The organism is Flagellimonas nanhaiensis, assembly GCF_003382275.1.
Taxonomy (GTDB): domain Bacteria; phylum Bacteroidota; class Bacteroidia; order Flavobacteriales; family Flavobacteriaceae; genus Flagellimonas; species Flagellimonas nanhaiensis.
On the sequence record NZ_QTJX01000001.1, the window covers coordinates 351,772 to 374,591 of the forward strand.

24 protein-coding genes are annotated in these 22,820 nt (G+C 40.0%); 12 read left to right on the forward strand and 12 right to left on the reverse strand.

What is annotated here, in order from left to right:
* Positions 1 to 15 precede the first annotated feature (15 nt).
* From DX873_RS01605 to pyrF, 6 genes are all read left to right on the forward strand, one after another.
* Complete coding sequence (locus tag DX873_RS01605) at positions 16 to 453, forward strand: thioredoxin family protein (RefSeq protein ID WP_116183770.1); 438 nt, start codon at positions 16 to 18, stop codon at positions 451 to 453.
* Positions 450 to 1,445 carry an FAD:protein FMN transferase gene (locus DX873_RS01610; protein ID WP_116182784.1) on the forward strand — a complete coding sequence of 332 codons (996 nt, stop codon included), beginning with the start codon at positions 450 to 452 and terminating at the stop codon, positions 1,443 to 1,445. Before DX873_RS01605 ends, DX873_RS01610 begins: the two co-directional genes overlap by 4 nt.
* Positions 1,446 to 1,456: 11 nt before the next feature.
* Positions 1,457 to 1,663 (forward strand): DUF4266 domain-containing protein, encoded by a 207-nt coding sequence (locus tag DX873_RS01615; RefSeq protein WP_116182785.1) that lies wholly within the window; start codon positions 1,457 to 1,459, stop codon positions 1,661 to 1,663.
* 31 nt (positions 1,664 to 1,694) lie between these two features.
* A complete protein-coding gene (locus DX873_RS01620) occupies positions 1,695 to 2,975 on the forward strand; it encodes a DUF3570 domain-containing protein (RefSeq protein ID WP_232520830.1) in 1,281 nt (426 codons plus the stop codon).
* A 67-nt stretch (positions 2,976 to 3,042) separates the two neighbouring features.
* Positions 3,043 to 4,119 carry a peptide chain release factor 1 gene (gene prfA, locus DX873_RS01625; protein ID WP_116182787.1) on the forward strand — a complete coding sequence of 359 codons (1,077 nt, stop codon included), beginning with the start codon at positions 3,043 to 3,045 and terminating at the stop codon, positions 4,117 to 4,119.
* 41 nt (positions 4,120 to 4,160) lie between these two features.
* The gene (pyrF, locus tag DX873_RS01630) at positions 4,161 to 4,991 is read left to right on the forward strand and encodes an orotidine-5'-phosphate decarboxylase (protein ID WP_116182788.1); all 831 of its coding nucleotides are present in this window, start codon (positions 4,161 to 4,163) and stop codon (positions 4,989 to 4,991) included.
* On the opposite strand, the gene DX873_RS01635 is transcribed toward pyrF, so the two are convergent.
* From DX873_RS01635 to purU, 4 genes are all read right to left on the reverse strand, one after another.
* Entirely contained in the window at positions 4,988 to 5,182 is a 195-nt protein-coding gene (locus DX873_RS01635) for a hypothetical protein (RefSeq protein WP_116182789.1), read from the reverse strand. The two genes, pyrF and DX873_RS01635, sit on opposite strands and share 4 nt — an antisense overlap.
* A gap of 211 nt (positions 5,183 to 5,393) precedes the next feature.
* On the reverse strand, positions 5,394 to 6,917 hold the full coding sequence (locus tag DX873_RS01640) for a helix-turn-helix domain-containing protein (protein ID WP_116182790.1): 1,524 nt from the start codon (positions 6,915 to 6,917) through the stop codon (positions 5,394 to 5,396).
* 356 nt (positions 6,918 to 7,273) lie between these two features.
* A complete protein-coding gene (locus DX873_RS01645; protein ID WP_116182791.1) occupies positions 7,274 to 7,975 on the reverse strand; it encodes a DUF4197 domain-containing protein in 702 nt (233 codons plus the stop codon).
* Positions 7,976 to 8,044: 69 nt separating this feature from the next.
* Positions 8,045 to 8,893 (reverse strand): formyltetrahydrofolate deformylase, encoded by an 849-nt coding sequence (purU, locus tag DX873_RS01650; RefSeq protein ID WP_116182792.1) that lies wholly within the window; start codon positions 8,891 to 8,893, stop codon positions 8,045 to 8,047.
* 142 nt (positions 8,894 to 9,035) lie between these two features.
* On the opposite strand from purU, the gene DX873_RS01655 reads away from it, so the two are divergent.
* Positions 9,036 to 12,494 (forward strand): methylmalonyl-CoA mutase family protein, encoded by a 3,459-nt coding sequence (locus DX873_RS01655; RefSeq protein WP_116182793.1) that lies wholly within the window; start codon positions 9,036 to 9,038, stop codon positions 12,492 to 12,494.
* Positions 12,495 to 12,505: 11 nt separating this feature from the next.
* Here DX873_RS01655 and DX873_RS01660 read toward each other — a convergent pair whose 3' ends face one another.
* Entirely contained in the window at positions 12,506 to 12,907 is a 402-nt protein-coding gene (locus tag DX873_RS01660; RefSeq protein ID WP_116183771.1) for a hypothetical protein, read from the reverse strand.
* A gap of 124 nt (positions 12,908 to 13,031) precedes the next feature.
* Here DX873_RS01660 and DX873_RS01665 point away from each other — a divergent pair, with 124 nt between their 5' ends.
* Both DX873_RS01665 and DX873_RS01670 read left to right on the forward strand, forming a co-directional pair.
* Positions 13,032 to 13,514, forward strand: coding sequence for an Lrp/AsnC family transcriptional regulator (locus DX873_RS01665; protein ID WP_116182794.1), 483 nt, complete (start codon positions 13,032 to 13,034; stop codon positions 13,512 to 13,514).
* Positions 13,515 to 13,553: 39 nt separating this feature from the next.
* On the forward strand, positions 13,554 to 14,969 hold the full coding sequence (locus DX873_RS01670; protein WP_116182795.1) for an alpha/beta hydrolase: 1,416 nt from the start codon (positions 13,554 to 13,556) through the stop codon (positions 14,967 to 14,969).
* Here the strand turns inward: DX873_RS01670 and DX873_RS01675 are convergent.
* Positions 14,956 to 15,690 carry a DJ-1/PfpI family protein gene (locus DX873_RS01675; RefSeq protein WP_116182796.1) on the reverse strand — a complete coding sequence of 245 codons (735 nt, stop codon included), beginning with the start codon at positions 15,688 to 15,690 and terminating at the stop codon, positions 14,956 to 14,958. The genes DX873_RS01670 and DX873_RS01675 overlap by 14 nt on opposite strands.
* 58 nt (positions 15,691 to 15,748) lie before the next feature.
* Here DX873_RS01675 and DX873_RS01680 point away from each other — a divergent pair, with 58 nt between their 5' ends.
* Positions 15,749 to 16,387, forward strand: a complete 639-nt coding sequence (locus DX873_RS01680; protein WP_116182797.1) for a DUF1684 domain-containing protein — start codon at positions 15,749 to 15,751, stop codon at positions 16,385 to 16,387.
* Between the two features lie 62 nt (positions 16,388 to 16,449).
* Here the strand turns inward: DX873_RS01680 and DX873_RS01685 are convergent, their stop codons facing one another.
* The 5 genes from DX873_RS01685 to DX873_RS01705 all read right to left on the reverse strand — a co-directional run bounded on the left by DX873_RS01685 (position 16,450) and on the right by DX873_RS01705 (position 20,094).
* The gene (locus DX873_RS01685; RefSeq protein WP_116183772.1) at positions 16,450 to 17,511 is read right to left on the reverse strand and encodes an outer membrane beta-barrel protein; all 1,062 of its coding nucleotides are present in this window, start codon (positions 17,509 to 17,511) and stop codon (positions 16,450 to 16,452) included.
* A gap of 118 nt (positions 17,512 to 17,629) precedes the next feature.
* Positions 17,630 to 18,886 (reverse strand): ammonium transporter, encoded by a 1,257-nt coding sequence (locus DX873_RS01690; RefSeq protein ID WP_116182798.1) that lies wholly within the window; start codon positions 18,884 to 18,886, stop codon positions 17,630 to 17,632.
* Between the two features lie 30 nt (positions 18,887 to 18,916).
* Positions 18,917 to 19,255 carry a P-II family nitrogen regulator gene (locus DX873_RS01695; protein WP_116182799.1) on the reverse strand — a complete coding sequence of 113 codons (339 nt, stop codon included), beginning with the start codon at positions 19,253 to 19,255 and terminating at the stop codon, positions 18,917 to 18,919.
* 268 nt (positions 19,256 to 19,523) lie between these two features.
* Positions 19,524 to 19,898: a fluoride efflux transporter CrcB gene (gene crcB, locus DX873_RS01700; RefSeq protein ID WP_116182800.1), complete on the reverse strand. Its 375-nt coding sequence runs from the start codon at positions 19,896 to 19,898 to the stop codon at positions 19,524 to 19,526.
* A gap of 16 nt (positions 19,899 to 19,914) precedes the next feature.
* Positions 19,915 to 20,094 (reverse strand): hypothetical protein, encoded by a 180-nt coding sequence (locus tag DX873_RS01705; RefSeq protein WP_116182801.1) that lies wholly within the window; start codon positions 20,092 to 20,094, stop codon positions 19,915 to 19,917.
* A gap of 343 nt (positions 20,095 to 20,437) precedes the next feature.
* Here DX873_RS01705 and DX873_RS01715 point away from each other — a divergent pair, with 343 nt between their 5' ends.
* Complete coding sequence (locus DX873_RS01715) at positions 20,438 to 20,824, forward strand: pyrophosphohydrolase domain-containing protein (protein ID WP_116182803.1); 387 nt, start codon at positions 20,438 to 20,440, stop codon at positions 20,822 to 20,824.
* Between the two features lie 27 nt (positions 20,825 to 20,851).
* Here the strand turns inward: DX873_RS01715 and DX873_RS01720 are convergent, their stop codons facing one another.
* Entirely contained in the window at positions 20,852 to 21,919 is a 1,068-nt protein-coding gene (locus DX873_RS01720) for a branched-chain amino acid aminotransferase (protein ID WP_181899417.1), read from the reverse strand.
* 194 nt (positions 21,920 to 22,113) lie between these two features.
* Between DX873_RS01720 and mnmC2 the strand changes: the two genes are divergently transcribed.
* A complete protein-coding gene (mnmC2, locus tag DX873_RS01725; protein ID WP_116182804.1) occupies positions 22,114 to 22,776 on the forward strand; it encodes a tRNA (5-methylaminomethyl-2-thiouridine)(34)-methyltransferase MnmC2 in 663 nt (220 codons plus the stop codon).
* The last annotated feature ends 44 nt before the right edge of the window (positions 22,777 to 22,820 follow it).

The following is a 22,820-nucleotide window of genomic DNA, read 5'->3' on the forward strand; positions in this document are numbered from 1 at the left end:
ATCAACCCTTGGTCTATGAAAAAGTTGTTTTGTGGTATTTTTTTTCTCTTTTTAGGTGTACTTCAGGCACAGGATTGGCAGGTTAATTACAACGAAGCTCTAGCACTGGCAAAGGAGGAAAACAAACCCATTATATTGGTCTTTTCAGGTTCGGACTGGTGTGCACCTTGCATTCGGTTAAAACGACATATTTTGGATTCGGAGGAGTTCAAGGATTATGCAGCATCACATTACATCCTGTATAATGCCGATTTTCCCAGAAGGAAAAAGAACCAACTTCCCGAAGAGCTGATGAACACGAACAAATCATTGGCCGAAAAATATAACCCTAAAGGGCATTTTCCCTTGGTAGTGGTCCTTGACAACCAAGAATCCGTGCTTGGCGAAGCTGGTTTTTATGCAAAACCTTCCCCAGAAGAATATTTAGCTTTACTGAACAGTTTTGTGGAATGAAGATGCTATGGGTCCTTTTATTCAGTCTTTCCAGTATCCTATCGGTAGGTCAGGAGAAAAGGGATGTTACGGTAAAAAGGACGCTCAAGCTCATGGGAACTCGATTCGAGATTACCGTGGTGGCTCCAAATGAAGAGATAGGCTACATCAACATAGACGAAGCGGTTTGGGAAATAAAACGAATTGAAAAACTGATTTCTTCCTGGGATGAAAATTCAGAAACTTCCCTGATCAACAAAAATGCAGGAATAAGTCCGGTTAAGGTAAGCCCCGAGTTGTATGACCTTATTGAGAGGGCAAAAAAAATATCTGAGATCACTGATGGTGCTTTTGACATTTCATATGCCTCCATGGATAATATTTGGAAGTTTGATGGAACCATGCAGAGAAGACCTTTGGAAACGGAAATCAAGCAATCTGTTGCCAAAGTAGGTCATGAACGAATCATTTTGGACCCTAAATCGAAAACGGTTTTTTTAAGTGAAGCAGGTATGCGCATTGGTTTTGGGGCCATAGGAAAGGGGTACGCAGCAGATAGAGCTAAGGAGCTTCTGGTGTCCAAACAGGTCAGGGGAGGCATCATCAATGCTTCGGGAGACCTTACTACTTGGGGGACCAAAACTACAGGAGAAAGATGGTTGGTGGGGATTGCCAACCCCTTGAGCAAGGATAAAGTGTTCAGTTGGTTGCCAGTAGTGGAATCCTCGGTGGCCACATCTGGCAATTATGAAAAGTATATTGTTCTTAATGGGGAAAAGTATTCCCATATAATTGATCCGAGAACTGGGTATCCCACAAAGGGTGTCAACAGTGTTTCCGTGTTTGCCAAACATGCCGAATTATGTGATGCGCTGGCCACTGCCATTTTTATCATGGGCAAGGATAGTGGAATTCACTTGGTCAATCAGATAGACGGTGTGGAAGTGGTTGTGGTGGACTCAGACAACAAAATTCATAAAAGTTCGGGGATTATGTTCGATACAAATCAGTAACCTTAAAAACTATGGCTAAAATATTCTTTGTTATACTGTTACTTCTTTCAAGCTCATGTGTGGTGGTCAAGGAATACGAAAAGGTATACCTGAGTGATGCCGAAATGGAATTGGGAGCGAAAATGTGTGAGCGATTTGAGACCAACTTCCATATTTACAGAGAAGGCTCCTCAGGAGCCAATGGAGGTAAAACAGGAGGTGGCTGTGGCTGTAATTAATACCATATATAAAAGGGGCAATTGTCAAGTTATGAGAACAATCCAATTGTTTGCATGCGTGTTCTTTTTTTCCATCCTTTCCGGATGGGCGCAACAAACAGGGACTTCGTATACAAAACGGGTCCTGGAGGCCAGTGAGATTGATATGCTCTTTAGTTATTACAATCAAGATGGACAAAATGCTGCGGTGACCGGAGGGGAAGGAACCGAAGAGTTGACCGATGCCACTTCATCCATTGTACTTCGCATGCCCATGAACGAGGACGATGTGTTGACTGTGGATGTGGGCTTATCAGCCTATACTTCTGCTTCATCAAGCAACGTGAATCCTTTGGATGGTAACAATCCCGCTACGCCTTTTGATGCTTCTTCTGGAGAATCCCGAAAAGATTTGTTGGCCTATATAAATCCGAGCTATCAGCATAGCTCTGCGGACCGTAATTCAATCTGGAGTGCAAATGCATATTTCTCAACGGAATACGATTATTTTTCCATAGGATTTGGAGGAAGCTATACCAGACTTTTCAATGAAAAGAATACAGAGCTTACCCTTAGCGGCCGCGTTTTTCTGGATAAATGGAACGCCATTTACCCGGTAGAGCTTCGTCAAGGTTTTTTTGATGATAGGATTACTGGAAACGGTACGTATAGTCCAAATTTTGTTGAGTTTGATAAGGAGAATCGAAATTCCTATTCGCTATCGTTAAGTTTTTCCCAGATTTTAACCAAGAAACTACAGGGAGCGCTTTTCTTGGATGTGGTCTCCCAAACAGGATTGCTGAGCACACCCTTTCAACGAGTGTATTTTGTAGATGCTGAAGATTTTTTTATCGAGGACTTTCAGCTGGCGGATGATGTGGAGCGTCTTCCGGACAATAGGTTCAAGATTCCATTTGGAGGAAGATTGAACTACTATCTTAATGATTTGGTCGTTTTGCGTACCTATTATCGCTTTTACTGGGACGATTGGGGCATTACCTCGCATACTGCAAGTCTTGAGGTACCTTTTAAGTTGACTGATAGATTTACGGTTTATCCAACATATCGATACTATACTCAAACTGCAGCGGACCATTTCTATTCAAAAGAAACCGCTTTGTCCACATTCTCTTATTACACTTCGGATTATGACCTGTCCAAATACGATGCGCATCAGTATGGTTTGGGAATTCAATACAAAGATATCTTCACAGGCGCGAGGATATTCAACTTTGGATTAAAGACAATTGACCTGCGGTTCAACCAATATGACCGTAGTGATGGACTCAACGCTTTTATCATAACCTTGGGAACCACTTTTGTGGCCAATTGAATCCTACTAGGGAACAATTCAATCCGTTCAAAAATCGTAAATTCGCATTCTTAACGCGGATTGATTCATGCTAGACAAACTGAATATAGTAAAACAACGTTTTGACGAGGTTTCTGACCTTATCATTCAGCCAGATATCATTGCTGACCAAAAGCGGTACATCAAACTGAATAAAGAATATAAGGACCTTAAGGTCCTTGTGGACAAGCGGGATAAGTATGTTGAACTTTCCAGCAACATAGAAGAAGCCGAGGAAATCATTGCCGATGGAAGTGATGCTGAAATGGTTGAAATGGCAAAGATGCAGTTGGATGAGGCCAAAAGTGCCCTGCCAAAACTGGAAGAGGAAATAAAATTTCTGCTCATACCTAAGGACCCAGAAGATGAAAAGAATGTGGTTATGGAAATCCGGGCGGGAACTGGAGGTGATGAAGCCAGTATTTTTGCGGGCGACCTTTACAGGATGTATGCTAAGTATTGCGAATCCAAGGGCTGGAAAACCAATATAATGGACCTTAGTGAAGGTACCAGTGGAGGGTATAAAGAGATTCATTTTGAGGTCTCAGGAGAAGATGTATATGGTACCCTAAAGTTTGAAGCCGGAGTACACCGGGTACAAAGGGTTCCCCAAACAGAGACCCAAGGACGGGTGCATACCAGTGCGGCAACCGTAATGGTAATCCCAGAAGCTGAAGATTTTGATGTTCAAATTGACCCAAAAGATGTAAGGATAGACTATTTCTGTTCGTCAGGGCCAGGAGGACAATCAGTGAACACGACATATTCAGCCGTACGTTTGACACACGTTCCTACCGGACTTGTTGCGCAATGTCAAGACCAAAAGTCACAACACAAAAACAAGGAAAAGGCATTCAAGGTATTACGGTCCAGATTATACGATTTGGAGTTGGCCAAGAAACAAGAAGAGGATGCCGCAAAAAGGAACTCGCAGGTGAGCAGTGGTGATAGATCGGCCAAGATTAGAACGTACAATTATCCGCAAGGAAGGGTAACCGATCATAGAATTGGACTCACCCTCTATGATTTGCAAAATATCATAAACGGAGACATCCAAAAAATTATTGATGAGTTGATGTTGGTGGAAAATACGGAGAAGCTCAAGGAGGCTTCGGAAATATTCTAGGGAGTTTTTAATTATTCAGCTCTGAAGAGAACCTTATTTGAATGAAAATAGAAAACCTAATTTCCCAAATCCGTCAAAAAAAATCCTTTCTCTGTGTAGGTCTGGATACGGATTTGGACAAGATTCCAAAACATCTACTTCAAGAGGACGACCCAATTTTTGCATTCAACAAAGCCATTATAGATGCCACACATTCATTTTGCGTGGCCTACAAGCCCAATATTGCTTTTTATGAGGCGTATGGTTTGAAAGGATGGAAGTCCCTGGAGCGCACCATGGAGTACTTGAACCAAAACCATCCGGAAATATTTACCATTGCCGATGCCAAAAGAGGAGATATTGGAAATACATCCACACGGTATGCCAAAGCTTTTTTTGAAACCTTGAATTTTGATTCCATAACAATAGCTCCCTATATGGGAAAAGATTCTGTGGAGCCTTTTTTGGATTTTGAGGACAAGCATACCATTTTGCTGGCGTTGACCTCAAATCAAGGCGCATTTGATTTTCAGACCAAAATAGTTGGCGAAGAGGAATTGTTTAAAGAAGTTTTGAAGGTTTCCAAGACCTATCAGAATACAGACAGACTAATGTATGTGGTAGGTGCTACTAAAGCTTCTTATTTGGCTGAAATAAGAAAGATAGTGCCACAAAGTTTTTTCTTGGTTCCAGGGGTTGGTGCCCAAGGGGGTAGTTTGGAAGAGGTTTGCCAGTATGGGATAACGGAAAATGTTGGGTTACTTGTGAACTCTTCAAGGGGTATTTTGTACGCGTCTAATGGTGAGGATTATATGCAAGCAGCCGCGGAACAAGCGAAGAAATTACAGGAAAAAATGGAGGTTGAGTTGAAAAGAATAGGCTTTTTATCCTAACCCAAGCTTTCCAATACCTTTTTGATTCCTTGTGCTTTTCTTTTGAAAAATTCACCAAGATTGGTGTCCATGTAGGCTGTATCTGCTGCCTTTTCCATAAAAGCCCGATACCTGAATTCCAAAACCGAAATGGCGTGGCTTCCACTGGTTATTGGAGTTACAGATCCAACTTTACAATACTGATTGTTCATACTTAAAAGATTTGTTATACCAAAGATACGTTGAAAACCCTCCGTTGGACTACCTTGTCTAGGGCTATACACCTAAAAATCAGGTACTTTATCTAAAATTTAACGTATACCCAGTGTTTTGGACCTGGACTTAACGTTTTTCCTGCAAAAAATTAACTTTTTAAGGATTGGGAGGTGTCAAATTCAAATCATTGGCCTGAACAAGATTTCCTTACAATCGCATTATATTTCTTTGGTATTGGGATGGGGTCAGTTGGGTATCCTTTTTAAAGGCTTTGTTAAAGGTTACTTTGTTATTGTAGCCCACTTCATAGGCAATGTTGATTATATTCAACCTTTGGGATTTATCATCTAAAAGAAGTTCTTTGGCTTCTTTAATTCTATAGGTATTGACCAGCTCGTGAAAGCTAACGTTGAAATGTTCATTAATAATTTGTGAAGCATTGTGTCGGGTAGTGTTCAACCGTTTGGCTACCATATCCAAATTTATATTGTTCTCTTTGTATATTTTTTCATTGGCAAACAGGTGTAATAAGTTTTCCTTAAGTTCAATGGACAAGCTTGGGGTAAGACCAGATTTTTCATATTTGGGAAAAAGCCTGTTGGTGTATGCGTAAGCTCCATTGAAGACATCAGGTTGAATGTTGGCCGAATAGCCCACATAAAGTACCATCGTGGCCATGGCAATAACCGGGATATGAAAAAGAAAACCGGTAGTTAGTCCATTTATTATAATAATACCATAAGCAGAATAGGTGAGCACATAGAAAATATGGATATAATAAATGTTCTTCTGCCAGATTTGATTTTTGCCTTGTAAAAGCTTCTTCTTCTTGCTTTTGTAATACACTCTCCAGATAAAATAACCATAGATCGTTAAGGAGGCAATTTTAAGGAATACCAGTAATATTAATTTGTCAGAGTCTTGGGGGTTAAGACCATTGAGGATTCTAGAAAGCATTAAATCCCTCTTTCCTTCAAAGGGAATGCTATAAATCGTTACTGCAAGATAGGCAGATAGTACTATCGTGGGCAGTAAATGCAAAAGGTCCACCCGCTTAAAGTTATATTTCTGTGTGGTTTTCTTAAAATAGAAGAATAACAGAGGTCCATATAAAAAGGAAGCCCAGGTAGACATTAAATAGGTATGGGGATATTCAAACATATAGTTGGCACTGGAAATGCTTATGTTCAAAATAAAAAATGAATGGATGAAGATGAAGATGGCGATCAAAACCCTTGACGACGGATTTATTTGTCTATTTAAGCTTATTAGGAACACAACATAAAATCCAATCAGGGCAACAAAAAGATAAACAACTGACCAGGTTGTGACCCTAGGAATCAACTTACTGGACATCATTTTAAACTGAGGTGTTTCCCGTATGGGGTCAAAACCTTCGTTCAATAAAAAGTTGGGATTAAATTCGGACTTAAGATATTCGCTGACATTTGAAATGGACTCTGAGGTGTTTTCCAATGCAGCTTCACTTAGAGCCAATTTTTTTAGGATATGGAGCTGATCTGTTTTCGGATTGTCCAGGTTCTTTTTATACAGTGGAATTGCTTTTTTATACCTGTGGATATTGTAATAGTACTCTGCCCAATCAAGTGAATCCTTTTCAACAGCGGAAAAACTGTTTCCTAAAGATTCTGGGTCGATTGGAATAGTTCGTGCATGACAAAACACGGACATGACAAAAAGAAGAAAAACAAGGAAACCTGAAGTTCTCATTTTTTTGACCTGAATTAGCTTCCTTTGAAATTACTTAATTAACAAACTGCTAATGTTAAAAAAAAGATAAAAACCGTAATCCCCGATAATAATTTACCTCTAATATTCTGATTATCTGTTCCTTTTTGAATTCGGAATGGAATGAGAAGTGGCAACTTCAGAATAAAAAAAACCGGTGAAAACACCGGTTTTAAACTAACTAACTCAAAAAAATGCTAACTCAGATAAGTTGCTACAAAATTCATGGATAACCTTCAGGTCAAGGTTAACTAAACTTTAGGATTTTGTTATAATTGTCTCGTTTTAATGAAGTTATAACGCAGTAATCGCAAACTTATTGTACAAAAACAACAAAATTAATCCTGTAGCGCAAATACCCGTTTCAACAAATCTGTTGTTCTTGATGAAATTTTGGTTCTGATTTCTTTTTCTTCAATGGAAATCATGGTGAAAACCCCATTCAGTGCTTGATTGGTAGTGTAATCTGTAAGGTCTGGGTTGACATCCGAGGTAAGCGGAAGACTGTTGTATTTGGTTATGATATTTTTCCAAATTTGATCAGCTCCAACTTTTTTAAATGAATTGTCAATTATTGGATTGAACTTGTCATACAATTTAGTTTTAGTAGCTCGTTCCAAATAATTGGTCGCCGCATCATCGTTGCCCAACAAAATTTGTCTGGCGTCGTTGAATGTAATTCCCTTAACTGCGTCTACAAAAATTGGAGTGGCTTCGCCAACAGCATCTTCTGCAGCTCTGTTGAGAATCCGTAATCCTTCATCTGCTAAATTTCCAAGACCAACATCCCTTAAGGTTTTATCAACTTTTCGCAATTCTTCCGGAAGCAAGATTTTTACCAATTCGTTTTTAAAGAAACCATCTTTAAAGGAAAGTTTGTTCACTTGTTTTTCAATTCCCAAATTCAGTGCTTCACGAAGTCCCTGTGCAATTTCGGCATTACCAATCACTGTCCCTTGCGGGAGTTGATTTACAACCTGTTGCAACTCTGTACAGGAAACACCAGTGAACACCACAAGGCATAATAGTATTCTTTTCATGGATAAGTGTTTTAAAGTTATGATGAAATTACAGTTAAAGTCCAAAAATGCAACCGCTATCAGTGATATTTACGAAAAGATCACAGTTTTGTTGTTGTAAACCATAGTTTTTCTGGCCACATGAAGTTGCACCGCTCGGGAAAGAACTATTTTCTCCAAGTCTCTTCCCTTAACAATAAGATCCTTAATGGAATGGGAGTGTGAAACCGTGGTGACATCCTGTTCAATTATGGGTCCTGCATCCAGCTCCTCCGTAACATAATGACTGGTGGCACCAATGATTTTTACACCTCGTTCAAAGGCTGCATGGTAGGGTTTGGCCCCAGCAAATGCAGGCAAAAAAGAGTGGTGTATGTTAATGATTCTTTGTGGGTAAACGTCGATGACCTTTGGGGATACAATTTGCATGTAACGTGCCAAAACAATAAAATCTATCTCGTGTTTTTTAAGCAGTTCCAATTGTTTGTCCTCGGCAGCTTCTTTGGTTTTCTTGGTCACGGGGACATGATAAAAAGTAATTCCAAATTGGTCAGCAATTGGCTTCAAATCCAAATGATTGCTCAAAATAAAAGGAATGTCAACTGTAAGTTCACCAGAGTTGAATCGGCTTAAAAGGTCATATAGACAGTGATTGTATTTAGATACAAAAAGAGCCATTTTCGGTCTGTACCAATCCGGATAGATTTCCCACTGCATATCAAACTTTTGTGCCAAATCTTGACCAAATCCTTCAGTGAAGGAATCGAGTTGTACCGGTTGTTCAAATTCACTCTCCAATCTCATAAAAAATACCCCGGCTTGTTTGTCCACGTGCTGGTCCAAGTACACAATGTTTCCCTTCTGCTGGTGGACAAAACCGGTAACGGCACTTATAATTCCTGTTTGATCTGGGCAGTGGATTAAAATCGTGAGCTGCATACAACAAATTTGAACAGGTAAAATTATGATATTCAAAATGAGGAAATCCGATTGGCCAATATTTTTGTAAAATTCTAAACAAAAACGATTATTACTTGCATTTTCTGTAAATTGCAGACCAAATTCACACCCTTTATTGTCAATGGAACAAATTAAGCCGTACCAGCCCAAAAACAAGATTCGAATTGTTACCGCGGCATCCCTTTTTGATGGTCATGACGCAGCGATCAATATCATGCGAAGAATTATTCAAGCCACTGGAGTGGAAGTGATTCATTTGGGGCATGATAGAAGCGTGGCAGAGGTTGTGGATTGTGCTATTCAAGAAGATGCCAATGCCATTGCCTTAACGTCTTATCAAGGAGGTCATAATGAATATTTCAGGTACATGCATGACCTTTTGGAAGAAAAAGGTGCCGGACAGATCAAAATTTTTGGTGGAGGAGGCGGAGTTATCCTTCCAAAGGAAATTAAAGAATTGATGGCTTATGGGGTTGAACGTATCTACTCCCCTGATGATGGAAGAGAGATGGGATTGCAGGGAATGATCAATGATCTTGTGCAAAAATCCGATAATGAGGTGCCTGACTTAAAATTTCCTAAAGGAAAGAGTTTGGGCGAGTTGTTACTGCAAAAACATACCAATACTATTGCAAGGTTAATCTCTCTGGCAGAAAACAGACCTGAAACGTTCCAAGAATTTTGGAAAGAAATAAAAACTCAAGAAAAACAAGTTCCGGTTCTTGGAATTACAGGAACAGGTGGTGCTGGCAAGTCAAGTTTGGTGGATGAGCTGGTAAGACGTTTTCTGGCCGATTTCCCGGATAAGCACATAGGAATAATCTCAGTGGACCCTTCCAAACGAAAAACTGGAGGTGCATTGTTGGGTGATCGCATTCGTATGAACTCGATCAATAACGAGCGGGTGTATATGCGATCGCTTGCTACGCGACAGTCCAATTTGGCCCTGTCCAAACATGTCTCCGAGGCTGTTCAAATTTTAAAAGCTTCACATTTTGACTTGGTAATTTTGGAGACTTCGGGAATTGGTCAATCCGATACAGAAATTCTTGAGCATAGTGATGTTTCGCTCTATGTGATGACCCCGGAGTTTGGGGCCGCGACACAACTGGAAAAAATAGATATGCTGGATTTTGCAGATGTGGTCGCCATTAACAAATTTGATAAAAGAGGGGCATTGGATGCTCTTCGGGATGTAAAAAAGCAGTACATGCGCAATCATGGACTGTGGGATGCAAAAGAAAATGACCTGCCTATTTTTGGTACCATTGCATCTCAGTTCAATGACCCAGGTATGAACCGATTGTACAAGGAGGTAATGGAAACCCTTGTGAAAAAATCGGGCTCAAAACTAATCTCAAATGTCGAGGTGGAACAGGAAACCTCCGAGAAGGTTTTTGTGATACCGCCGGCAAGAACAAGATACCTGTCTGAGATATCAGAGAACAATAGATCTTATGACACCAAAGCAAAACAACAAGCCAAGATTGCACAACAGTTGTATGGTATTTTCATGACCATAACCTCCGTCGTGAACATGGAGGCCGGTCAAGCCGCTGGTCTTTTTTTGAATAAATCTGGATTGGACGAAGAGGGCTTGAAAAATCATTCAAAAAGCCAAGAAGACAATAGTTTGTTGACCTTGCTTATCAAAGAATTTGATAAGGTGAAGATGGATTTGGACCCACGTTATTGGGAATATATTCTTCAATGGGGAGAAAAAATCAAAAAATATACCTCAGAATTGTACTCATTTAAAGTTCGAGGCAAGGAAATTAAAATTAAGACCCATACAGAATCGCTTTCCCATAGCCAGATTCCAAAGGTGGCTCTGCCAAAATACAGTGCCTGGGGAGATATTTTGCAATGGATCCTACAAGAAAACGTTCCTGGTGAGTTTCCGTATACCTCTGGACTATATCCCTTTAAAAGGGAAGGGGAGGACCCAACAAGAATGTTTGCTGGCGAAGGCGGTCCGGAACGTACCAACAGAAGGTTCCACTATGTAAGTTTGGACATGCCGGCCAAGAGGCTTTCAACAGCGTTCGATTCGGTTACCCTATATGGAAATGACCCAGACTATCGTCCAGATATTTATGGAAAAATTGGAAACGCTGGAGTATCTATCTGTTGCTTGGATGATGCCAAAAAATTGTATTCAGGATTTGATTTGAGCGACCCTATGACTTCGGTTAGTATGACCATTAATGGTCCGGCACCCATGCTTTTGGCCTTTTTTATGAATGCGGCCATTGATCAGAACTGCGAAAAATACATCAAAGCAAACAAGCTGGAAAAACAGGTCCAGAGTAAAATCAACACTATTTACAAAGAAAAGGGTGTTGAAAGACCAAGCTATATGGGCGAACTTCCCGAAGGGAACAATGGTCTTGGATTGATGCTCTTGGGAGTAACCGGGGATCAAGTCTTACTCAAAACCGTTTATGAGGAAATAAAGAAAGAAACCTTGAACCAGGTTCGTGGAACCGTTCAGGCCGATATATTAAAAGAGGACCAGGCACAGAACACTTGTATTTTTTCCACTGAATTTGCCTTAAGGCTCATGGGAGATGTACAGGAATATTTTATAGAACATCAAGTTCGAAATTTCTATTCCGTTTCCATTTCTGGTTATCACATTGCTGAAGCTGGGGCAAACCCAATTACACAATTGGCTTTTACACTGGCCAACGGATTTACCTATGTGGAGTACTACCTGAGTCGCGGAATGGACATCAACAAATTTGGTCCAAACCTATCCTTCTTTTTCTCAAATGGCGTAGACCCAGAGTATGCTGTAATTGGACGGGTGGCCCGGAGGATTTGGGCAAAGGCAATGAAGGAAAAATATGGAGCCGATTCTCGTGCCCAGATGTTAAAGTACCATATTCAGACTTCAGGTAGAAGCCTGCATGCCCAGGAAATTGATTTCAATGACATCCGTACTACATTGCAGGCGCTTTATGCCATATATGACAATTGCAATTCCCTTCATACCAATGCCTACGACGAGGCAATAACCACTCCTACCGAGGAGTCTGTAAGAAGGGCTATGGCCATACAATTGATTATCAACAAGGAATTGGGCTTAGCCAAAAATGAAAATCCGCTACAGGGGTCTTTCATTATTGAAGAACTAACTGATTTAGTGGAAGAAGCTGTTTTGCTTGAATTTGATAGAATCACGGAGCGAGGTGGTGTATTGGGAGCAATGGAAACCATGTACCAACGTTCCAAGATTCAAGAGGAAAGTCTTCATTACGAAACCTTGAAGCATTCTGGAGAATACCCGATTATTGGGGTGAATACCTTTTTAAGTTCTAAAGGGTCCCCAACCGTACTACCTGCAGAAGTCATCAGGGCCACAGAGGACGAAAAACAAAACCAAATAGGGACTTTGGATAATTTACATGAACGAAATAAGAAGGAATCCAGTGAACTCTTAAAGCAACTGAAACAGACCGCGATTCGCAACCAAAACCTTTTTGAAAAGTTGATGGAAGTTTCCAAATATTGTTCTTTGGGGCAGATTACCCATGCGTTGTTTGAAGTGGGGGGTCAGTACAGACGAAATATGTAAAAGAAATTGGATTAGTCGTTCCTGTTAAGGATGGACTTTCTCCATTTTTTAAAAGACGACCGGAAAGCTTTGATTTCACCTCTCAGGAGGTTTAGATATTCTTTTTCCTTTACACCATCCATTTCCAAGCCATTGCAATAGGCCAAAATATTCCTTGTCATGATGTTGATAAAGGTCAGGCTTTTCATCTGAACAGAATAAGAATTGCTCAAAGCAGCCTGTTCCACTTCTTTGGTGATAAGCAATGCATCAGTTTTGAGGGATTGCGTAACATCATTTCTGAAGTGATCGATCTTTCTAAAAGACAGTTTTTCCTTATTGTATGAAAAGTAAGAAGCAACGGCCTCACTCAAGTCCCGAAGAGCCAAAGACTTGCGATAAATAACCAAGGAGTTTAAGGGAGTATTTTCCATTTTTTCAAGAGCAATTTCAATACATAAAATTACACAGGAATTCAAGAAGTATGCTTTAGCTTATAAAGCAAAAAATATTGATTACTTTTGAATATAAAATTTATTTAACCTTTTACCTTGGAATATGAAGATTGATGCACTTAATTGGCAGATTCTAGGTCATTTACAGCAAAATGCAAGGGAATCTTTTGCCAATATTGGACGGAAAATAGGGTTAACTCCACCTGCTGTTGCGGAGCGTGTAAAGAAGATGGAAGACCTTGGGATTATTGAAAGTTACGGGATCAATGTTTCCCATGCAAAGGCAGGTCATCAACTTAAGGCAATTATCATGCTCCGAGCTTTTATGGGCAAACTAAAACCGTTTCTAGATAAGGTGAAATCGTTTCAGGAGGTAATCAACTGCTATAGAATTACAGGGAACGAAAATATCATTATGGAAGTGGTCCTTAGGGACCAATCACATCTTGAAAAGTTTATTGATGAGTTAATTGTCTACGGAGAATGCAGGACACATATTGTTTTGTCCAATGTGGTTGCCAATGCTCCTATAAAGGACAGTGTTATAAGCGCGAAAAGTTCAACCAAAACCAAAAAAGCCTATTGAGTTTTATCTTTTTGGCGAGATTTTTGTTAAGGTATCACTATGAAAAGAACATCCCTTTTATTTTCACTCTTAGCTTTATTGGTTTACACCGTCCATGGTCAAGAAATAGTACTTAAAAAAGGTGCTATCATTGAAAATTTATCCGTTCAAGACTCTATTCAAGATACTTTTTCTCTGTATTTGCCTACTGATTTTACCACAGAGAGCAAATGGCCTTTGTTGTTGATATTTGATTTGGATGGGAAAGAAAAACAGGCCTTGTCCATGTTTGTCAAATCAGCTGAGGAAGAGGGTTATGTTCTTGCAGCTCCGAAAATATCGGATAGTGTGTCCCTATCCAAAAACATGGTGTCTACCAGCAATGTCATCAAGAGGATTTTAGATTTACTCCCTATTCAAGGACAAGGGATATATACCGCAGGCGCAGCTTCAGGGGCTCGTTTTGCCAATCTTGTTCCAGTATTTATTCCCAAGGTTAAAGGAACAATTTCTATTGGTACATCAATTGCAAACACGGAGTTGTTCAGTTCAAAACAACCATTTCATTTTATTGGCCTAGTGACCAAGAATAATTACAACTATACTTCTATGGTAGCCGCGAAAAAGATTCTGGATAGACTCAGATTTCCCAATCACATTCTACTGCATCAAGAAAAAGGGGATTGGCCAGATCAACAATACCTAAAAAAATCGTTGCAGTTGTTCAAATTAGTGGCTATGGGAAGAAAATTGATTCCTAAAGATTCAGTTTTTGTAGAAGATGTCTACCAAGAGGATGTGGTAAAGGTAACTCGATTAAAAAATTCAGGGAAACTCTTGCTGGCAGAGCAGTATTTGGTAGAAATGATGTCGATGTACGGAGCTCATAAAAACTTGGATTCCCTTCGTACTGTTCTTAAGGATTTAAGAAGAAACAAGTCTTATCGGACTATGAAAAGGGCAGAGAATGCCGCAATGCTCAAAGAATCTCTTTTAAAAGAAGATTACCAATACTACATGGAGGAAGATGTTTTTAGCCATAACTTCAATAATCTCGGATGGTGGAACTATCAAAAGGGAGAGTTGGATCAATTTGTTTCGGGTGCCAATCCACGCACAAAGGAAATGGGCAATCGCCTACTTGGGTTTGTGAACGCCTTGGCCGAGGATAATATTAATTATGTACAGTCTGAAGATATCATCGATGAGGATGCGCTGGCTTTTTTATATATGCTCAAGACGGTATTAGAGCCTAGCAATTTTGATTATTATTTAAAAATAATCTCACTGAGCTCTAAAAATGAAGATTTCGGAACGGCTTTGTTCTATCTGGAAGAGGCCTTCAAAGCAGGGTTCAAGGATACGGATACACTTTATAATTTAGAGGATACTGCTCTATTCAGGATTACACCCGAATTCAACAAAATGGTATCCAAGTATCTTAAGGATGCCCTATACAAGGTCAATGAGGAATAAGTTTAGGTACCTCGTCCAGATTCCAATCTATAACCAAACCACCAGCTAGCGACTCTGCAATTTCTTTCCCATATAGGTGCTCGCACAAATAAAGCGAAGCTTCAAAACTTTTAGCCCCTCCAGCGGAGGTGATAAATTTTCCATCATGCACAAAAAGTACACTGTCCTTTACTTTTAAGTGGGGAAACATTTCCCTGTACTTTCCAATATCACTAGGGAAAGTTGTAGAAACCACATCATCCAGCACTCCGGCTTTTGCCAAAACAAAGGCCCCATCGCAATGCGAGGTTACAAATAAGGCGTCTTTACTCACTTTTTTAACGAAATTGATCATAATGGTGTCTTTAAGGTCGGTGTCCAAATGATGTTCCGCACTGGGTACGACCAAAATGTCAATTTTTGGAATAGAATCATGGGTGTAGTCAAAATCGGGGAGAATCCGAACTCCTTCAAAAGAAGTAATCGGTTCAAGCGTGTTGGCCACAGTAAATGTATTCATGGCCTTTATTCCTTTGCGATATTGGGTATGCTGAAAAATATCGTAAGGTGCTGTGAATTCGGTGTTGTATACCCCATCCATAATCAAAAACCCTACGTTGTACCTGGTTGGGTCCAGTTTTGGAATTTTACGTTCCGAAATTTTTACAGTAGTTTCTTTGGGTTGCTTTTCCTGGCAAGCGGTGAGCAGAACCAGTAGTAGCAGGAGGATTTGTTTTTTCATCATGGCACTAAGGTACTATTAAGAATGATTTCCAGTACTTTTACTTTAAATTTTTCTGATGAGGTATATTATTCTGCTTTTTTTTCTTTTGATTTTGTCCTGCGGTCAAGGCAAAAGATATCATGATAAGGTGCAAACTACGGAAGTAGAGTCGCCTGGGATAGCAGATATTTTAAAGTTTCAGAAAGAATTGGACCAAAGCCTTAGAGACCCTGAGACCTCGCCTTTGCCTGATAGGTACCGGAAGAGCTTTAAAGGGCTCGATTATTTTGAGCCAGATACCACTTACGTGGTAAAGGCCAGATTTGAACTCACCCCGGATGCCGAACCCTTTTTGTTGTCCACTACTACCGATAGAAAATCCTGGGAGGTACTATATGGAATTGCCCATTTTGACCTAAATGGGGCAGAACATCAACTGGAAGTGTACCAAACTTTGGACCTTGTTGGCCAGGAAGAGTATGAAGACTATCTGTTTTTGCCTTTTTTGGATGAGACCAATGGAGATGAAACTTATGGAGGGGGCCGTTATATAGATTTATCGATTCCGGAAGGAGATACTTTGGTAATTGACTTCAACAGGGCGTATAACCCCTATTGTGTGTATAACAAAAAGTACTCCTGCCCTCTAGTGCCAAGGCAAAATTATTTGAGAACTAAAGTGAGAGCAGGAGTGAAAGATTTTAAGGTTGAATAAAAAAGCCTTAATCCTATCGGAGTAAGGCTTTCTATTAGCATTAAAATAAAGTTTTTTTGGGTCTAGAAAGAATAGATTGCTGCAAAAAGAACAGAAGCTAAACTCCCGGTTGGGTCCATATCATTGTCAATAAATGCATCTTCAGAAGAACTATCAAGACGAATTTCAGGTTTTAGGATCAAATCTCCTATAGTTGCGCTTCCTGTAAGGGTTACCGCAAAAACACTTCCATCGCCATCTGTATCAGAACCTATACCTGCGGTATCTCCAAAGAAATCACTGGTCATAAAATACTCACCTCTCAGTCCAATGGTAAAGTTGTCTGATGTGGCCAATTGTGGATAAAGAGCAACTCCGGTGAAGCTACCGCCATCATCTTCTTGGCTAAAGTGTGCTGCGTTTACACCAAGGAAGAATTCTTCGGATAAATCAAAGCCACCAGTGAAATCAACTTCAAAACCACCTTGGCTGTACAAGAAGTTCAAGAACTGACCGGAATACCCTAATTGGGCACCAACGGCATAGTCACCTGTTCCGTTCAATTCGGTCAAGTCTGTTGGGTTCATGATCGCCAACATAGCACTCCAATCACTGCCCAGGTCAAAAGCGGCCTTTAGTCCTGTATGGCTAAAAGGTCCATATGAGAATAGATATGATGTACTATAGTTGAAGTTGGCAGCAGGCGATATTACTTCATACCCCAAAAAGGTATTGAAGTTACCGAAGGTAAGAGTTACATCATCGCTAACATTCCAGTATACGTAAAGCTGGTTTACAATGTCTCCAGTTGCTGAATACATGGGAGAGGCGAAGATAGCATCCGTTCCTCTTGGGCCGAATACCAAGTCTGCAACAAAACCTACTTTTTCTCCTTCGTAAGTGGCAATTACATTGGCCATGCCCAGTGCAAATCCATCCAAATTGGCGAAAGATGATCCTGGGGCTATGGCGTCTTCGCCATTGGGAGCGGTAAGGTTGGTCCTGTAATAAGCATCAACGGTTCCGCTGAATTCAAACTTTGTTTTTTCTTCCTCTTCTTCTTGCGAAAAGGCAGTTGTGGTAATCAGGGCCAATGCGGCCAAAGCTAAATTTTTTACGTACTTTGTGTTTATAATCGTTTTCATAATCTTCATTGGTTTAAGTGCCCTCTTTATGAGGACCATTTATTCGAATTTGTTGAGTCTATTTTGAAAAGGTTATCGAACGGAGCGTTTGGCAGAACGCTCCGTTTCCTTTTCATGATTAATGCTGGTTCATCCTGAAATCAGCATAGGCATCCATTCCATGTTCGTGGATATCGAGACCTTCCAGTTCTTCTTGTTCGGAAACTCGAAGTCCAGAGATTTTTTTGATGGTAAAAAGAATAATAAATGCACTTAAGGAACAGAAAGTGGCTGCGGCACCTACACCTGCCAACTGAACCAAGAATTGGTCAAATCCTGCCATGTTTCCAAAGATTCCTACGGCAAGGGTTCCCCAAATACCACAGATCAAGTGTACTGCTACGGCTCCAACAGGGTCATCCAATTTAAGCTTGTCTATCAAGGCAACTCCGGCAACAATGACAACTCCGGCAATAAGTCCTATGATGACAGCCTCGTTAGGCGACATTTGGTCCGCTCCTGCGGTAATCCCAACAAGACCTCCCAAGATTCCATTTAAGAACATGGTCAAGTCAAAGTTTTTGTAGGCAAAGAACGAGGTGAGGAATGCAGAAACACCACCTGAAGCTGCCGCAAGAGAAGTAGTTACCAATACCAGTGATGTCAATGCTGGATCTGCGGAAAGTACGGAACCTCCATTAAATCCGAACCACCCCAACCAAAGGATCAATACACCGGCCGCCGCAAGGGGCAAGTTGTGTCCTGGTATGGCCTTGGGTTTTCCATCTTCTCCAAATTTTCCAATTCTAGCTCCCAGAAGGTAAATGGCAATCAATGCGCCCCATCCTCCAACGGAGTGTACCAAAGTAGAACCTGCAAAATCGTAGAATCCTTCAGCTTCTCCAAAAGCAAGGGAAGAAAGGAATCCGCTTCCCCATTGCCAAGATCCAACAATAGGGTAAACAAGGCCTACATAAATAATGGTGAATATCATGAAACCTCCAAGCTTCACCCTTTCTGCAACAGCTCCGGAAACAATAGTAGCTGCTGTAGCGGCAAACATGCCCTGGAACAAGAAATCTGTCCACCATGTATAACCTCCATCGGCATATTCGGGAGTCATTCCATTTTCAGGAGCTGCAATTCCGAATCCTGCAAACTTAAGAAAGCCTGCATCCCCGTCTTCAAACCCGGGATACATTAAATTAAAACCACCTATATAATATATAAGGAGTCCAACACATATAATAAATACATTCTTGAATAGAATGTTCACGGTATTCTTTTGTCTGGTAAGCCCTATTTCCAAAAAGGAGAACCCAAGGTGCATAAAGAACACCAGAGCGGTACATACCATCATCCATACGTTGTTCGCTGTAAATAATCCTGCGTCCATAATCTTTAAATATTGTAGTTAGTTAGTTGATTAGTTTATTCCGGCACTGCCGCTTTCTTTGGTTCTGATACGGTAAGCTTCAATAACATCGGAAACAAAGATTTTTCCATCTCCAACGTTGCCAGTGGCTGCAGAATCCAAAAGGGTATTTATGGTTCGCTCCAGAAAATCATCGGATACTACGATTACCAAATACCTTCGTTGTATATCCGAGGTGCTATAGGAAATACCTCGATATACGTGCCCTTGTTTTTCATTTCCAACTCCTGTTACATCCCAGTAACTGAAGAAGTTGACCTCAATTTCATGAAGTGCTTTTTTCACCTCATCAAATTTGGATTTTCTAATAATTGCCTCGACTTTTTTCATAATTAAGTAGTTAATTGATGAACCAAATATATAGCAATTGAATGGTGGGGGTATAATTATAGGGGGTATTAAAGATATTTTTATATTAAATAAAAAAATACCCCTTATTTTTTAGGGGTATTGAATTTTATAAGTATAAATTTTAATCATTTAATGATTATTTGTTAACATTGAGAAGATTTGAGTGTGTTTTTTATCTTAAAATGTGGTATTTCATCAGAAAATGTTCAATAATGAACAAAAAATGATAAAAAAAATGTAATTGTAACTATCTAATGTATTTGGAGACCCACAAGCCGCCCATTACGGCTAAGACTCCAACCGCCAAGCTGGCGATAGTATATAGAGAGAAGTTGAAAAGTTCTCCGTCTTTTAGAAAAGAATGTTTTTCAAAGGCAAATGCCGAAAAGGTGGTGAAGCCGCCACAGAAACCTGTTGCAAGGAAGAGGGTTGTATTAAAGGAAAGCAATTGATTGCGGGAAGAAAGTCCTAAAATAAATCCAATCAAAAGGCATCCTATGATATTGACCAAAAATGTGCCCAGAAAAAAATTGTGGAAGAAAAGATTGGCAGGTTTGGAAATTAAATAGCGAAGAACACTTCCCAATCCGCCACCAAGAAAAACAAGAAGAACCTGCTTCATACCTTAAAGGTACAAACTAAACAGCTTTCTTGTATTCGGTTTCTGGAGACTCGCCAGGGACGAGCTTTGTAACCACGGTATCCGAAATTTTCTGGATTGGCTTTTCAAATTTTTCACGTGCTCCATTGATACTGAAAATCAGTAGAACCGCATTAATAAATAGTAATCCAAAAAGAATTGCAAAAAATGTAACCATTGGTATTTGCTAAACTAATGTTAAACAAAAGTACGTCTTTTCCTATAGTATACGTGTTAGTTATGCATTAAAGTTGTAAAACTGAGAATTTTTGTGGTGTATCTAATGTGGATGTTAATTTTTAAGAAAATGCTTAATCACAAAGAGGATAATTATAAATGCAGCAAAGGAAATGAGGATCCAAATAACGCCCTTATAGTTTTTTTTGTGCATTTTTTTATCCTTTTTATAAGATAAAACCATAACACCAATAAAAACTATGGCAAAAAGAGCTGCGAAGATCAACTGTCCCGTACTGAACATATTTTATATTTTTACGCAAATCTAAACCAAATAGAGTTCAATGGAAAGCAAAATAAAAGCGGTGGAAATGTTCCACAATTCTTTTGGCCTGGGAGTTTCTCAAAAACCTATGGCAAATTTGGGATTGGACAAGATCCAATTACGTTACAATCTTATGGATGAAGAAAACAAAGAGTATTTTGAAGCTGCACAGAACAATGATTTAGTTGAGGTGGCGGACGCGCTTGGAGATATGCTCTACATACTTTGCGGAACCATTTTGGAACATGGAATGCAATACAAAATTGAAGAGGTCTTTGAAGAAATCCAACGAAGCAACATGAGCAAATTGGGTTCAGATGGAAAACCCATATATCGTGAAGATGGAAAAGTGCTTAAAGGTCCAAACTATTTTAAACCGGATATTAAGTCCATTATGGATAAATAAAAAAGCAGCCTTTAGGCTGCTTTTTTATTAGATAACTTTATATCGCCATCCGAACTTGTCTTCAGCACGATTGTACTGAATATCCGTAATGCGTTGTTTTAAAAGCGAGGCATAACTGTTTTCCAATTCAGGTAAGTCATAATCAACACCCTGGTAACCAAAAGCAGCAATAGGAGATACCACTGCGGCTGTGCCAGCACCAAATAATTCTTTCAGGGAGCCATTTTTGGCCGCTTCCACTACTTCTTTCACTGATATTTTTCTCACCTCTGTGGCTATACCTTCCGATTTGGCAATATCAAGAATACTCTTTCTAGTGACTCCGTCAAGAATACGGTCATTGGTGGGCGCGGTAATCAAAGTATCGTTGATTCTCACAAAAACGTTCATGGCGCCAGCCTCTTCAATGAATTCGTGGTTGTTGTCGTCTGTCCAGATTACTTGTTGATACCCTTTTTCTACAGCCAATTGCGTGGGATAAAATTGTCCAGCATAGTTTCCACCAGCTTTGGCATATCCAACACCTCCGTTGGCTGCCCTGGAGTAAGTCTCTTCTATCAAGACTTTTACTTTACCAGAAAAATAAGCACCTGAAGGTGCACAAGCAATAATAAACTTGTACTCGTCCGCAGGCGAAGCATGGAAACCAGTTCCTGAGGCAAACATGAACGGTCGGACGTAAAGTGAGCTACCTGGATTTTGCGGAACCCAATCGCGCTCCAACTGTAGAAGAGTGGTAAGGCCTTCCATAAAATACGCTTCAGGAAGTTCAGGAATCGCCAATCTTTTGGCAGACTTGTTCAATCGCTTGAAATTTTCCAGGGGACGGAACAACCAAACCCCACCATCCCGGTCCTTGTACGCCTTCATGCCCTCAAAAATGGACTGTCCATAATGGAAAATCTTGGCAGAAGGGTCTAAACTAATAGGTTGGTATGGTACAATTTTGGGAGCTTTCCATTCACCATTCACATAATCGCATACCAGCATATGATCGGTGTAGGTACTTCCAAAAGAAAGATTGTCAAAATCGACTTCATGGATTTTGGAAGTCTTTGCTTTTTCCACAACCAAAGTATTCGCCATTGTTTCCATATTTTCAAAAATTTGAACTGATAAAATTACGCATTAAGCCTTTGCATTGCATACTTTTAAACTAAAATTAAACAGTTTTGTGCTCATATTTTAGATTTTTCCTATTCTCTAAGGGATTTAACAGTTTTTGCAGGCTTTTAAACAGTTTGCAATGGGATTGAATAATTTATTCGCAACGATAAATTCATAAAATATTGAAAAGAAGGATTATAACAACTGCGGATGGCTCCAAAACCATTCAAATTGAGGACTGGAATGAACAGTATCATTCCAAGCATGGAGCTATGCAGGAGGCCTATCATGTTTTTATAGAGCACGGATTACGCTTATTTACGTCTGAAGACATCAAGATTTTGGAAATAGGTTTTGGCACCGGGCTTAATGCCATCATTACTCTTTTGGAGGCTAAAAAAATGGGTTTGAAAGTTAATTATGTTGGGGTTGAAGCCTATCCGGTTTCCTTAAAGGAAGTAGAGGAGTTGGATTATTGTTCCCAATTGGACCTTGCCAATTGTGCAGAACTTCTTGGAAAGATGCACGGCTCGCCTTGGGAAGCTGATGTTGAAATAGCAGAAGGTTTCAAATTGAAGAAAGAAAAGAAAGATTTTCGCGAGATAGATTATGAAAATCTGTTTAACCTGGTATACTTTGATGCTTTCGGGGCAAGGGTTCAACCTGATCTATGGACGGAAGAGATGTTTGCAATAATGTACCATGCTATGAAAGAGAATGGTATCTTGGTGACCTATGCTGCAAAAGGAAGTGTACGTAGGGCGTTGCAGACCATAGGTTTTGCAGTGGAGCGTCTCCCAGGCCCTCCTGGCAAACGCGAGATGCTTCGGGCAACCAAAACATGAGCTGATGTCAATGGAATGTTAAAGCTAAAGATGATAAACTCTTA

Excerpts from the sequence above, each read along its gene's own strand:
- DX873_RS01705 (WP_116182801.1), bottom strand. The coding sequence starts at position 20,094 with ATGGTTACATTTTTTGCAATTCTTTTTGGATTACTATTTATTAATGCG.
- DX873_RS01615 (WP_116182785.1), top strand. The coding sequence starts at position 1,457 with ATGGCTAAAATATTCTTTGTTATACTGTTACTTCTTTCAAGCTCATGT.
- DX873_RS01690 (WP_116182798.1), bottom strand. The coding sequence starts at position 18,886 with ATGGACGCAGGATTATTTACAGCGAACAACGTATGGATGATGGTATGT.
- DX873_RS01645 (WP_116182791.1), bottom strand. The coding sequence starts at position 7,975 with ATGAAAAGAATACTATTATGCCTTGTGGTGTTCACTGGTGTTTCCTGT.
- DX873_RS01720 (WP_181899417.1), bottom strand. The coding sequence starts at position 21,919 with ATGGAAACAATGGCGAATACTTTGGTTGTGGAAAAAGCAAAGACTTCC.
- DX873_RS01660 (WP_116183771.1), bottom strand. The coding sequence starts at position 12,907 with ATGGAAAATACTCCCTTAAACTCCTTGGTTATTTATCGCAAGTCTTTG.
- DX873_RS01620 (WP_232520830.1), top strand. The coding sequence starts at position 1,695 with ATGAGAACAATCCAATTGTTTGCATGCGTGTTCTTTTTTTCCATCCTT.
- DX873_RS01685 (WP_116183772.1), bottom strand. The coding sequence starts at position 17,511 with ATGAAAACGATTATAAACACAAAGTACGTAAAAAATTTAGCTTTGGCC.
- pyrF (WP_116182788.1), top strand. The coding sequence starts at position 4,161 with ATGAAAATAGAAAACCTAATTTCCCAAATCCGTCAAAAAAAATCCTTT.
- prfA (WP_116182787.1), top strand. The coding sequence starts at position 3,043 with ATGCTAGACAAACTGAATATAGTAAAACAACGTTTTGACGAGGTTTCT.
- DX873_RS01715 (WP_116182803.1), top strand. The coding sequence starts at position 20,438 with ATGGAAAGCAAAATAAAAGCGGTGGAAATGTTCCACAATTCTTTTGGC.
- DX873_RS01635 (WP_116182789.1), bottom strand. The coding sequence starts at position 5,182 with ATGAACAATCAGTATTGTAAAGTTGGATCTGTAACTCCAATAACCAGT.
- DX873_RS01610 (WP_116182784.1), top strand. The coding sequence starts at position 450 with ATGAAGATGCTATGGGTCCTTTTATTCAGTCTTTCCAGTATCCTATCG.
- DX873_RS01695 (WP_116182799.1), bottom strand. The coding sequence starts at position 19,255 with ATGAAAAAAGTCGAGGCAATTATTAGAAAATCCAAATTTGATGAGGTG.
- DX873_RS01665 (WP_116182794.1), top strand. The coding sequence starts at position 13,032 with ATGAAGATTGATGCACTTAATTGGCAGATTCTAGGTCATTTACAGCAA.
- DX873_RS01655 (WP_116182793.1), top strand. The coding sequence starts at position 9,036 with ATGGAACAAATTAAGCCGTACCAGCCCAAAAACAAGATTCGAATTGTT.
- DX873_RS01605 (WP_116183770.1), top strand. The coding sequence starts at position 16 with ATGAAAAAGTTGTTTTGTGGTATTTTTTTTCTCTTTTTAGGTGTACTT.
- DX873_RS01675 (WP_116182796.1), bottom strand. The coding sequence starts at position 15,690 with ATGAAAAAACAAATCCTCCTGCTACTACTGGTTCTGCTCACCGCTTGC.
- DX873_RS01670 (WP_116182795.1), top strand. The coding sequence starts at position 13,554 with ATGAAAAGAACATCCCTTTTATTTTCACTCTTAGCTTTATTGGTTTAC.
- purU (WP_116182792.1), bottom strand. The coding sequence starts at position 8,893 with ATGCAGCTCACGATTTTAATCCACTGCCCAGATCAAACAGGAATTATA.
- DX873_RS01640 (WP_116182790.1), bottom strand. The coding sequence starts at position 6,917 with ATGAGAACTTCAGGTTTCCTTGTTTTTCTTCTTTTTGTCATGTCCGTG.
- crcB (WP_116182800.1), bottom strand. The coding sequence starts at position 19,898 with ATGAAGCAGGTTCTTCTTGTTTTTCTTGGTGGCGGATTGGGAAGTGTT.
- DX873_RS01680 (WP_116182797.1), top strand. The coding sequence starts at position 15,749 with ATGAGGTATATTATTCTGCTTTTTTTTCTTTTGATTTTGTCCTGCGGT.